Genomic DNA, 11,392 nt, shown 5'->3' on the forward strand with positions numbered 1-11,392 from the left:
ATGCAAGGAAGATACGTTCTGCACCGCAGCATTTCAAGGTTTTTCGCTGCAGTGCAGAAAAAAGTTTTTCCGCTTCTATTTCAGATACTTGGAACTTCAGCCACATAATTTCCCGGCGCCGGAGCCAGCACCGGATGCGCCGAATCGCCCAGAGCGCGCGCCGGAACCTTCGTGCCGGCCCGCGCCCGCAGCCACTCTTCCCAACGCGGCCACCAGCTGCCCTTGTGGAAGGTTGCCGACTTCAGCCACTCGTCGGCGGTCGTCATCTCGGCCTCGTTGGTGTAATGGCCGTACTTGTCCTTACCGGGCGGATTGATGATCCCCGCGATATGGCCCGATTGCGACACCACGAAGGTCTTGTCCTTCGACCCGTACTGCCGGATGCCGTTGAACGACCCCTTCCACGGCGCGATATGGTCGGCCTCGCAGGCCACCGCGAAGAGCGGGATCGTGACGTCCGTGAGCCCGATCGTCTCGCCGCAGATCCTGATCTTCCCGTCGGCGAGATGGTTGGCCTGGCAGATCCAGCGCAGGTACTCGACCGCCATCTTTGCCGGCAGGTTGGTGCCGTCGCCGTTCCAGAACAGAAGATCGAAGGCGGGCGGCGCTTCGCCCATCATGTAGTTGCGGATCGCCGGTGCATAAACGAGGTCGTTCGAGCGCAGGAACGAGAAGGTCCGCGCCATGAAATACTTGTCGAGATAACCGTCCTTTGCGACCTGCCCCTCGATGCCGTCGATGAAATCGTCGTCTAGGAAGACCGAGACCTCGCCGGGATCGGAGAAATCGGTGAGCGTCGTGAAGAAGGTCGCCGACTTCACCGACGTGTCGCCGCGCTTGGCGAGCACCGCCTGGGTCATGGTCAGCGTGGTGCCGGCGATGCAGTAGCCGACCGCGTTGGCCTGTTTCTCGCCGGTGATCTTCTTGGCCTCCTCGATCGCGGCGATGAAGCCCTCCTCCACATACTGGTCTAGCCCGACATCGGCATAGCTCTTGTCGGGGTTCTTCCAGCTCACGACGAAGAGCGTGTAGCCCTGATCGACGATATACTTGATCAGCGAGTTCGAGGGCTTGAGGTCCATGATGTAGAACTTGTTGATCCAGGGCGGGAAGATCACCACCGGCGTCGCGTGGACATCTTCGGTCGTCGCCTTGTACTGGATGAGTTCCATCATGCGGTTGCGATACACCACCGCGCCCTCGGTCGCGGCGACGTTCTCGCCAAGCGTGAAGGCGTCCGGATCGGCGAGCCGGACCAGGAGGTCGCCCTTGTTCGCCTCGATGTCGCGGACAAGGTTCTCGAGCCCCTTCACGAGGCTCTCGCCCTCGGTCTCCACCGCGCGTTCGAGCGCATCGGGATTGGTGCCGAGGAAGTTCGTCGGCGCCATCATGTCCATCATCTGATGCGCGAAATGCTCGACACGCTTGCGCTCGTGCGGCTCAAGGTCGTCGATATTCGCCAGCGCCTGCTCCATCGCCGCGACGTTGCGGAAATACTGCTGCTTGACGAAGTTGAAATAGGGATGGGTCTTCCAGAGCGGGTTGGAAAAGCGCCGGTCGGTCGGGCCGGCATCCTCGGGCGCGGTGAACTTGCCTGAGGCGAGCGCCTGCTGCGCGTCGATATAATGCTTCAGCGTCTTGCCCCAGAGTGCGGCCTGCTGCTCGATCAGCTTGCCGGGGTTTTCCAGCGCCTCTTTCCAGTAGGCGGTGACGGCATGGGCGAAAAGCGTGTGACCGGGCGCCTCGACCGCCGGATTGGGCATCCGCTTCTGTGCCATCGCCTGGATGAGGCGCTGCGTCAGTTCCTCGACCCGTGCCAGATTTGCACTGAGTTTTTCAAGATTTTCAGGGGCGGCCTCAAGTTCAGTTGTCATGTCAACCTTTCCTCCCTACTCTGTTGCACTGCAGCATAGCGTTGCTGCGCGCGCAGGAAAAGCGGCGTTATCGCCAGAGCGACCGGGACAGGAGATGCGATGAAGGGAATGTTTTCTTACGACCTGATGGAAAGCACCAGGAACACCAACGAGTGGTTGGGTGCCTCGGCCCGGGCAATGTCCTCCTACCCGATCTGGGGGCTCGTGCCGCATCCGATGTTCAAGGTGCTTTCCGCCTGGGGCCGCGTCACCGAACGCAGCTTCGCGCGCATGGTGATCAAGCCCGACTGGGGCATCCGCACCGTGGTCGGCAGCGACGGCCGCGACCATCTGGTGGATGTCGAGACCGTGGTCTCGCGCCCCTTCGGTGACCTCATCCACTTCAAGGTCATGGGCCGCGATCCGATGCCGCGCCGGGTGCTCCTGGTAGCGCCGATGTCCGGCCATTATGCGACCCTCCTGCGCTCCACCGTGCTCAGCCTCCTGCCCGATTGCGACGTCTACGTTACCGACTGGATCAACGCGCGTGACATTCCGGTCTCCGCCGGCAAGTTCGACATCGAGGACTACACCCTCTATCTCGTTGAATTCATGCGCCATCTCGGCCCCGACATCCATGTCGTCGCGGTCTGCCAGCCGGCTCCGATCACGCTCGCCGCGACCGCCTACCTCGCCGAGGCCGAGCCCAAGGCGCAGCCCCGCACGCTCACGCTGATCGGCGGCCCGATCGACCCCGACGCCGCCCCGACCGAGGTCACCGACTTCGGCCGCCGCCTGACGATGGGTCAGCTCGAACACTTGGCGATCCAGCGCGTCGGCTTCAAATATGCCGGCGCCGGGCGGCTGGTCTACCCGGGCCTGCTGCAACTCGCCTCCTTCATCTCGATGAATCTCGACCGCCACACCAAGGCCTTCTCCGACCAGATCCTGCGCGCCGCCAAGGGCGAGGCGAAGGAGCGCGACGCCCACAACCGCTTCTACGACGAGTACCTCTCGGTCATGGACATGACGGCGGAGTTCTACCTCTCCACGGTCGAGCGCGTCTTCAAGAAACGGGAGATCGCCCAGAACATCTTCACGGTCGCGGGTCAGCGCGTCGACATCGGCCGAATCACCGATGTCGCGGTCCACACGATCGAGGGCGAGGAGGACGACATCTCCGCCCCCGGCCAGTGCCGCGCGGCGCTCGACCTCTGCACCGGCCTGCCCGATTCGAAGAAAGCCTTCCATGTCGAGCCCGGCGCCGGCCATTACGGCATCTTCGCCGGCAAGTCCTGGCGCAACAACATCCGGCCGCTGGTGCTCGACTTCTTCGACGAGAATTCCGGCCTGCCGAACCGTCGCCGCACCGGCAAGCCGGAGATCCGCGCGGTCTGAGCCTTCCGGCGGCGCCTAGCCGGCGCCGCCCTCCAGCCGCGCGAGCACCTTCACGACCGACAGCTCGATCAGCTTCAGGCAGTCGGGAGTCGAGAACCGGTGGTCAGCGCCCTTCACCACGATGAGCCGGATATCCGGGCCCATCACATGCTCGATGAGCCGCACCGCCACCGCCAAAGGCACGTCGGCATCCTCCGTGCCCTGCAGCATCCGCACCGGGAACGGCAGGTCGAGCGGGCGCCGCAGCACCAGCCGGCCGCGCCCCTCCTCGATCAGCCGCCGCGTGATGATGTAGGGCTCGTCGGAATAGTCCGACGGCAGCGCGACCCGGCCCGCCTCCATCAGCTCCCGCCGCTGATCCTCGCTGAAGGCGCCCCACATCCCGTCCTCGGTGAAGTCCGGCGCCGCCGCGATCGTCACGAGGCCGGCGACCTTCTCCGGCATCTCCCGCGCCATCAGAAGCGCGATCCAGCCCCCCATCGACGAGCCGACCAGCACCTGCGGCCCCTCGGTCAGCGCGGTGATCGCCGCACGCGCGTCCTCGAACCAGTCGCCGATCGCGCCGTCGAGAAACTCGCCCGACGACTGCCCGTGCCCGGAATAGTCGAGCCGGAGAAACGCCCGTCCCGCCGCCTTCGCCCAGGCCTCGAGCGCCAGCGCCTTGGTGCCCTCCTTGTCGGACTTGAACCCGCCGAGGAACACCACCCCCGGCGTCCTGCCCCCGATCCGGTCATAGGCGATCCGCCGCCCCTCCGGTGTCGTCAGAAACTCGCTCATGAACACCCCCACATTCTTCATTGTCCCAAATACCCCCGGGGGTCCGGGGGTGGAACCCCCGGCCGTTGACTTCCGCGCCCCGATTGGGAATAGAGACGCCACATAACCCGCAACCGGGCGTTCCGTGGGCGCCAAACCGACGAGGAGCATGGGCCGATGACCCAGATTTCCCTGACATTCCCCGATGGCAACAAACGCGACTACGCGAAAGGCGTGACCGCCGCCGAAGTGGCGCAGTCGATCGCCCCCTCGCTCGCCAAGGCGGCAATCTCGGCTTGCGTCGACGGCCGGCACTGGGATCTCCAGTGGCCGATCGAGGCCGACAGCCAGATCGCCATATACACGATGAAGGACGACGCCCAGGCGCTCGAACTCATCCGCCACGACTTCGCCCATGTCATGGCCCGCGCCGTGCAGAAGCTCTGGCCCGAGGTGAAGGTCACGATCGGCCCGGTGGTCGAGAACGGCTGGTACTACGACTTCGACCGCGAGGAGCCGTTCACGCCCGAGGATCTCGGCGCCATCGAGAAGGAGATGCGCGCCATAATCGCCGAACGCGACCCGGTGAAAACCGAGGTCTGGGACCGCAGCCGCGCCATCGCCCACTACGTCGCCAAGAACGAGCCCTTCAAGGTCGAGCTGATCGAGGCGATCCCCGGCGACGAGCCCTTGCGCATGTACTGGCACGGCCACTGGCAGGACCTCTGCCGGGGGCCCCATCTCCAGCATACCGGCCAGCTCCCGGCCGACGCGTTCAAGCTGATGTCGGTCGCCGGCGCCTACTGGCGCGGCGATCACACCAAGAAGCAGCTCCAGCGCATCTACGGCGTCGGCTTCAAGAACCGCGACGACCTCAAGGCCCATCTGACGATGCTCGAGGAGGCCGCCAAGCGCGACCACCGCAAACTCGGCCGCGAGATGGAGCTCTTCCACATGCAGGAAGAGGCGCCGGGCATGGTGTTCTGGCACCCGAACGGCTGGACCGTCTACTCGGCGCTGCAGGACTACATGCGCCGCCGCCTCGACCGCGCCGGCTACAAGGAGATCAAGACGCCGCAGGTCGTGGACCGCGTGCTCTGGGAACGCTCGGGCCACTGGGAGGCCTACCGCGAGAACATGTTCATCGTCGAGGTCGACGAGGAAGGCGCCAAGGAAAAGCGCATCAACGCGCTGAAGCCGATGAACTGCCCCTGCCACGTCCAGGTCTACAACCAGGGCCTCAAGTCCTACCGCGACCTGCCGCTCCGCCTCGCCGAGTTCGGCTCCTGCCACCGCTACGAATCTTCGGGCTCGATGCACGGCCTCATGCGGGTGCGCGGTTTCGTCCAGGATGACGCCCACATCTTCTGCACCGAGGACCAGATCGAGGCCGAATGCGCGGGCTTCATCGACCTTCTGTCCTCGGTTTACGCCGATCTCGGCTTCACCAAGTTCGACATCAAGCTCTCGACCCGGCCCGAGGTCCGCGTGGGCTCCGACGAGATCTGGGACAAGGCCGAGGCGGCGCTCGAAAGCGCGGTCAGGAAGGTCCGCAACGACTATGTCATCGACCCCGGCGAAGGCGCCTTCTACGGGCCGAAGCTTGACTTCAAGCTCACCGACGCGATCGGGCGGGAATGGCAGTGCGGCACCTTCCAGGCCGATTTCAACCTGCCGGTCCGTCTCGGCGCGGAATATGTCGGCGAGGACGGCGCCAAGCACCGCCCGGTGATGCTCCACCGCGCGATCCTCGGCAGCTTCGAGCGGTTCCTCGGCATCCTGATCGAGAACTACGCCGGCAAGCTGCCGTTCTGGCTCGCGCCCCGGCAGGTCGTCGTCGCCTCGATCGTCTCGGATGCCGACGACTACGTCCACGAGGTCGTGGCTGCGCTTCGCGATGCCGGGCTCCGCGCCGAGGCCGACACCCGCAACGAGAAGATCAACTACAAGGTCCGCGAGCATTCGGTCGGCAAGGTTCCCGTGATACTCGCGGTCGGCATGAAGGAAGTCGCCGAGCGGACTGTTTCAATCCGCCGCCTCGGCGAGACCCGGACCGAAACCGCCGGCCTCGCCGAAGCGGTCGCGGCGCTCGCCGGCGACGCGACGCCGCCCGACGGCCTCGCCCGGAAATAAAGGCGTTCTGACAGGCTCCGCCCACAAGGGCGGGGCCTCCGCACCGGCCGAACCGGCCGGGCAGCTTGATGTTTCAGCTTTTCACGCACCTGTGGGCCACGCCTTCGTGAGTGGTCAGTGACCGAAGCTGCGGCTACGGTCCCTCCTGTCGACACGACGACCCAAGCAACCGCAACAAGGGATACAACCATGTCTCATTCCGTGAAGACCCTCGCCGTCGCCGGCAGCCTCGCCGCAGCCCTTGCTGGGCACATGGCCACGCCGGCCGCGGCCCAGGAGGCCAAGGAAAAGTGTTTCGGCGTGGCGCTGGCCGGCCAGAACGACTGCGCCGCGGGTCCGGGCACGACCTGCGCCGGCACCTCGAAGGTCGACTACCAGGGCAACTCCTGGAAGCTCGTCCCGGCCGGCACCTGCGCCACGATGGAACTGCCCGACGGCCGCATGGGCTCGCTCGAGGCGCTCGACCGCGACCTGCCGCAGGGCTGAGGATCGCCTCCGGCATCCCCGGCCTCGCCGGGGATGCTGTCCTGACCAACGGGGGACGGCATGCTAGACCAAACCGCCAAGCGCAGGCTTCCGGCCCGGCCCGGCGTCGGTTACAAGCCCCAGCACTTTTCCAGCATTCTCGCCGATCCGACTCCAGTCGAATGGCTCGAAATCCATGCAGAAAACTACATGGGCGACGGCGGCCGCCCCCTCGCGCAGCTCCGCCACCTCGCCGAACGCTTCCCGATTTCCGTCCACGGCGTCGGCCTCTCGATCGGCGGCGAGGCCGCTCTTGACCGCGACCACCTCGCCCGGCTGAAGCAGCTCTGCGGCTGGCTCGACCCGGCGAGCTTCTCCGAACACCTCGCCTGGTCCACCCACGGCGCCGAGTTCCTCAACGACCTCCTGCCGCTGCCCTATACGGAGGCCACGCTGGCCCGCGTCTGCGCCCATATCGACGAGGTGCAGGATCACGTCGGCCGCCGCATGCTCCTCGAAAACCCCTCGGTCTATGTGAATTTCACCGAGACAAATCTCGACGAGATCGACTTTTTGACCGAGATCGCGAAGCGCACCGGCTGCGGCCTGCTGCTCGACGTGAACAATGTCTATGTCTCCTGCACCAACCGGCAGACCGACCCCGGCGACTACATCGACCGCTTTCCCCATGATCTCGTGGGCGAGATCCATCTCGGCGGCCATGACGAGGATGCCGACGACGCCGGTGCGCCGCTCCTCATCGACGCGCATGGCTCCGAGGTCGTCGACCCGGTCTGGCAACTCTATGCCCGGACCCTCGCCAGGGGTGGCGCGAAGCCGACGCTGATCGAATGGGACAACGACGTCCCCGACTGGCCGGTGCTGGCCGAAGAAGCCACCCGCGCCGCCCGCATCCTCGACGGGGTACCGGCATGAGCCAGTCGGAGTTCCGCGCCGCCCTCCTCGACCCCAGCCGGCCCGCACCGGAGGGCCTCACCGGCCCCGCCGGCCAGCCCGCCGGGCGCCGCTTCGACGTCTACCGCAACAATGTCACCGTCTCGCTGACCGAGGCGCTGCGCCAGGCCTTCCCGGTCATCCGCAAGCTCGTCGGCGAGGAGTTCTTCACCGCGATGGCGCGCGAGCATCTGCGCGCCCATCCGCCCGCTTCCCCGCTGATGATGTTCTACGGCGCGGCGATGCCCGCCTTCCTCGAGACCTTCCCCCCGGTCGCGCATCTCGGCTACCTGCCCGACATCGCCCGGCTCGAGCTTGCGCTGCGCCAGTCCTACCACGCCGCCGACGCCGCGCCGGTCGCGGCCGAGGCGTTGCAGACCCTCACTCCCGACGCCTTCGTCGCAGCCCGGCTCCGGCTCGCCCCTTCCGTCCGGCTCCTCCGCTCCTGCTGGCCGATCCACGCGATCTGGACGGCCAATGCCCGCAACGGCACCGCCCCCAAACAGGCCACGGCCGAGGACGTGCTCATCGTCCGCCCCGATTTCGACCCCGAACCGCTTCTCCTTCCCGCCGGCGCCGCCCCCTTCGTCGCCGCGCTGGCAGAAGGCCGGACTGTCGGCGAGGCCCTCGACGCCGCCGGCGCGTTCGATCTCACCGCAACCCTCGGCCTCCTGCTCGGCGGGAGTGCGATCGTCGGCATCATTACAGGAGAGTGACCCCCCGTGTTTGCCGCCTATGACCGCCTCGCGGACCACCTCAGCCGACTTGCCCCCGCCACGCTGCCGACGCTCGCGCGGTTCGTCTTCGCCGGGGTCCTGCTCATTTATTACTGGAACTCCGCCCGCACCAAGTTCGGCGAGGGGATCACCGGCCTCTTCCGACCCTCGGACGGCGCCTATATCCAGATCTTCCCCAAGGCGGTCGAGGCCGCCGGCTACGACTTCTCGCAGCTCGGTCCCTTTCACTGGGCGGTGACGCTCGCCGGGACCTGGGCCGAGCTGCTCCTGCCGCTCCTGATCGTTCTCGGCCTCCTCACCCGGCTCGCCAGCCTCGGCATGATTGGCTTCGTTCTCGTCCAGAGCCTCACCGACATCCTCGGCCACGGCGTCGGCGGCGACGATCTCGGCCGCTGGTTCGACGCGACCCCGGGCGCGCTCATACTCGACCAGCGGGCGCTCTGGATCATGCTGCTCCTGCCGCTGGTCCTGATGGGCGCCGGTCCCCTGTCGCTCGACCGCCTGCTGGCCCGCAACCGCCGCTGAATCCGCACCTTCTTCAAATGCCTTGATTTTTGGCGGAAATACCTCATCATTTCCTCGGCGTGACCGCAGACTTTCCTACCGCTCCCTCGTCACGGGGCAGCCGGAAGATTCGAAAGACCTGGCTGCACGGCCTTGGGCAATGGCGCCCGGGAACAATGACTGAGGAGGAACGGATGGCCACTGGCACCGTTAAATGGTTCAATACTACCAAGGGGTACGGATTCATCGCCCCGGACGATGGCGGCAAGGACGTTTTCGTCCATATCTCCGCCGTCGAGCGCGCGGGCCTGAAGACGCTCGCCGACAATCAGAAAGTTGCCTACGAAATGCAGTCCGGCCGCGACGGCCGCGCCTCTGCGGCGGACCTGAAGCTGCTCTGATCCGACGGCATCCGTGACACCTGCGGCCCGCCTCCGGCGGGCCGTTTTCATGACAGAAGCGCTGCCTGCACGTCCTTGCCCCAGCCAAGGTGCAGCGCCGCGCCGCTGTCGATCACCGGCCGTTTCATCACGGTTGGATGCGCCGCGATGAGCTCCGCCAAGGGCGCCGCGCGGCTTGCCTCGTCAAGCGCCCGCCAGGTCGCCGAGGCGCGGTTGACCAGGCGGTCGCCGAAGGTCGCGAGGAACCGCTCCAGCTCCGCCACGGTCAGCGGCTCGGTGCGGATATCCCGGAAGGTGACCGCATGGCCCGCCGAATCGAGCGCCCGCCGCGCCTTGCGGCAACTGTCGCAGCTGGCAATTCCATACAGGATCATCGGCTCGGGCCTCCCGGATTCGCGCGCTTGCCCGGGCCCGGATAGTCGATGCCCGCGTAGCCTGGCAAGCCATCAGCAAGATTCCGCCTCCTTCCCCTCCGTAACCGCGCCCGATCGGCGGAAATCCGAGCATCGTCGGCGGAAGTCCGACGTCTCCGAACTGGAAACATTTGTCTCTATTGCGCAACATTTCGAGAATATTTAGCAGTAAAGACACTAGGTACGGTAGTCCGAGTTCTGGAGTTGAGAACCACGAGCAGTGACCGAGCAGCGCAGCGGAGCAGCCTCAACGGCGCCGCGCAAAGGGGGGCAGATGACTGTTAGCAATCAACTGATCGACCGGCTGTCGAGCGAGGCAGGCCGGAGGCTCAACGAAACCGCACGCGCCGGGAGGCGCCGGGCGCTAGGCTCGATCTCGCGTTGCTGCGTGACCGTGACCACCGACGGCACCACGATGCGCGAGGAGTTCTTCGACGTGACCCCGACCATCGGCGAAATCAGCGCCCGGGTCGGCGGCGGCGCCTATGTCGTGTCGATCGCGATGCGCCGCAAACCCCTGAGGGAGCGCATCCGCCTGATGCTGGCGGCAGAATGAGCGTGCGTCTCATCCGGGTCCGCGTCACCCATGACGGCCGCGCGGTGGAGGATCTGATCTTCGACACGCCGCCGACGCTGGCCAAGCTCGCCGCCACCGCCGGACCGGCGGCCTTCATCGTCTCGGTCCACTGGCCCGACGGTCCGCTTGAGGCCGAAACGGCCGGAGTGCCCGCGCTGGCGGAGTGAACGGCGGGCGCTGCCCGGCCGCAATCGGCCCGTCTGGACCGATGCGTGACGGTCTGCGGACCAGCCCCCGGCCCGCGCCGAAGGCGGGCCGGGGGCAGCCGCGCCTTATCCCCACAGCGCCTCGAACTCGCGCCATTCCCCCGCGGACATGCCCGAGTCGACCTGCGTCACGATCTCGCCGCGAAGCCGGCGCTTCAGCACATCGACCCCCTTGGCCGAAATGTTCGCGCCCCCCATCCGGTAGTCGCGGAACGCGCCGTAGGCGATCGGCACCCAGTCCTTGACGATGCCGCACATGACCTCGGCATAGGCGCGGATCTCGTATTGCGCATGCGCGTCCGCCCTGAGCCGCAGGAAGTGGAAGAGGTTGTGCAGGTCGGTCTTCCAGTACCACTGGGTATAGACATTCGCCGGCAGGTTCATCCGCGCCAACTCGCGCGCGAGGCCCTTCTGGCCGTCCTGGCTCAGCATCGCCTCGTAGTGGTCGTAGCTGCGCATCGCGTCCTCGCGCAAAAGGTCAAGGACGCGCTGCGCCTCCTCGCCCTCAAGCAGCTCGCCGCGGCCCTGGTTGTTCACCGTGGACTGCGCCGCCAGATGCTCCGGGGCCGGGATGTAGAACTCGCGGTCGAGGATCGAGTAGCGCGCCGAATACTCGTTCACGTTGGCGGTGCGGTGGCGGATCCACTGGCGGGCGACGAAGACCGGCAGCTTGACGTGGAACTTGACCTCGCACATCTCGAACGGCGTCGAGTGCCAGTGCCGCATCAGGTAGCGGATCAGCCCCTCGTCGTTCGTGACATGCTTGGTGCCCCTGCCGTAGCTCACGCGCGCCGCCTGGGTGATGGCGCTGTCGTCGCCCATGTAGTCGATGACCCGGACATGGCCGTGGTCGAGGACGTGATGGGCCATGTAGAGATGCTGCTCCATGCCCGGCGCGACCGCGCGCAGGGTCGGACGCTGGGCGGCGCGGGCCTCGTCGATCTCGGCCTGCTGTTCGGGGGTCAGGGTCATGGCGTCTCCTCCGCATTCGAATC

Annotated in this window: 13 protein-coding genes; 9 read left to right on the forward strand and 4 right to left on the reverse strand. The window is 66.3% G+C overall.

Annotated elements, in window-relative coordinates; genetic code table 11:
• Window positions 1–80: 80 nt before the first annotated feature.
• Window positions 81–1,874 carry a PHA/PHB synthase family protein gene (locus OM960_RS10040; protein ID WP_264771858.1) on the reverse strand — a complete coding sequence of 598 codons (1,794 nt, stop codon included), beginning with the start codon at window positions 1,872–1,874 and terminating at the stop codon, window positions 81–83.
• 99 nt (window positions 1,875–1,973) lie between these two features.
• On the opposite strand from OM960_RS10040, the gene phaZ reads away from it, so the two are divergent.
• On the forward strand, window positions 1,974–3,251 hold the full coding sequence (gene phaZ, locus OM960_RS10045; protein ID WP_263334343.1) for a polyhydroxyalkanoate depolymerase: 1,278 nt from the start codon (window positions 1,974–1,976) through the stop codon (window positions 3,249–3,251).
• Between the two features lie 15 nt (window positions 3,252–3,266).
• Here phaZ and OM960_RS10050 read toward each other — a convergent pair whose 3' ends face one another.
• The gene (locus tag OM960_RS10050; protein WP_263334340.1) at window positions 3,267–4,028 is read right to left on the reverse strand and encodes an alpha/beta hydrolase; all 762 of its coding nucleotides are present in this window, start codon (window positions 4,026–4,028) and stop codon (window positions 3,267–3,269) included.
• Between the two features lie 156 nt (window positions 4,029–4,184).
• On the opposite strand from OM960_RS10050, the gene thrS reads away from it, so the two are divergent.
• From thrS to OM960_RS10080, 6 genes are all read left to right on the forward strand, one after another.
• The gene (gene thrS / locus OM960_RS10055) at window positions 4,185–6,140 is read left to right on the forward strand and encodes a threonine--tRNA ligase (protein ID WP_264771859.1); all 1,956 of its coding nucleotides are present in this window, start codon (window positions 4,185–4,187) and stop codon (window positions 6,138–6,140) included.
• 189 nt (window positions 6,141–6,329) lie between these two features.
• A complete protein-coding gene (locus OM960_RS10060) occupies window positions 6,330–6,626 on the forward strand; it encodes a BufA1 family periplasmic bufferin-type metallophore (protein ID WP_263334336.1) in 297 nt (98 codons plus the stop codon).
• A 60-nt stretch (window positions 6,627–6,686) separates the two neighbouring features.
• Window positions 6,687–7,541: an MNIO family bufferin maturase gene (gene bufB / locus OM960_RS10065; RefSeq protein ID WP_264771860.1), complete on the forward strand. Its 855-nt coding sequence runs from the start codon at window positions 6,687–6,689 to the stop codon at window positions 7,539–7,541.
• The gene (locus OM960_RS10070; protein ID WP_264771861.1) at window positions 7,538–8,275 is read left to right on the forward strand and encodes an HvfC/BufC N-terminal domain-containing protein; all 738 of its coding nucleotides are present in this window, start codon (window positions 7,538–7,540) and stop codon (window positions 8,273–8,275) included. The genes bufB and OM960_RS10070 overlap by 4 nt, the downstream gene beginning before the upstream one ends.
• Window positions 8,276–8,281: 6 nt before the next feature.
• Complete coding sequence (locus OM960_RS10075) at window positions 8,282–8,821, forward strand: DoxX family membrane protein (protein ID WP_264771862.1); 540 nt, start codon at window positions 8,282–8,284, stop codon at window positions 8,819–8,821.
• A 173-nt stretch (window positions 8,822–8,994) separates the two neighbouring features.
• Entirely contained in the window at window positions 8,995–9,201 is a 207-nt protein-coding gene (locus OM960_RS10080) for a cold-shock protein (protein ID WP_263334329.1), read from the forward strand.
• Window positions 9,202–9,248: 47 nt separating this feature from the next.
• On the opposite strand, the gene OM960_RS10085 is transcribed toward OM960_RS10080, so the two are convergent.
• Window positions 9,249–9,575 carry an arsenate reductase family protein gene (locus OM960_RS10085; RefSeq protein WP_264771863.1) on the reverse strand — a complete coding sequence of 109 codons (327 nt, stop codon included), beginning with the start codon at window positions 9,573–9,575 and terminating at the stop codon, window positions 9,249–9,251.
• A gap of 313 nt (window positions 9,576–9,888) precedes the next feature.
• Between OM960_RS10085 and OM960_RS10090 the strand changes: the two genes are divergently transcribed.
• Together OM960_RS10090 and OM960_RS10095 are read left to right on the forward strand one after the other, a co-directional pair.
• Entirely contained in the window at window positions 9,889–10,170 is a 282-nt protein-coding gene (locus OM960_RS10090; protein WP_263334326.1) for a hypothetical protein, read from the forward strand.
• Window positions 10,167–10,358, forward strand: coding sequence for a hypothetical protein (locus OM960_RS10095; RefSeq protein WP_263334324.1), 192 nt, complete (start codon window positions 10,167–10,169; stop codon window positions 10,356–10,358). The genes OM960_RS10090 and OM960_RS10095 overlap by 4 nt, the downstream gene beginning before the upstream one ends.
• A gap of 105 nt (window positions 10,359–10,463) precedes the next feature.
• On the opposite strand, the gene thyX is transcribed toward OM960_RS10095, so the two are convergent.
• The gene (thyX, locus tag OM960_RS10100; protein ID WP_263334322.1) at window positions 10,464–11,369 is read right to left on the reverse strand and encodes an FAD-dependent thymidylate synthase; all 906 of its coding nucleotides are present in this window, start codon (window positions 11,367–11,369) and stop codon (window positions 10,464–10,466) included.
• Window positions 11,370–11,392: the final 23 nt, after the last annotated feature.

Origin of the sequence: Defluviimonas salinarum (assembly GCF_026013545.1) — a bacterium.
GTDB classification, from domain to species: Bacteria; Pseudomonadota; Alphaproteobacteria; order Rhodobacterales; family Rhodobacteraceae; genus Albidovulum; species Albidovulum salinarum.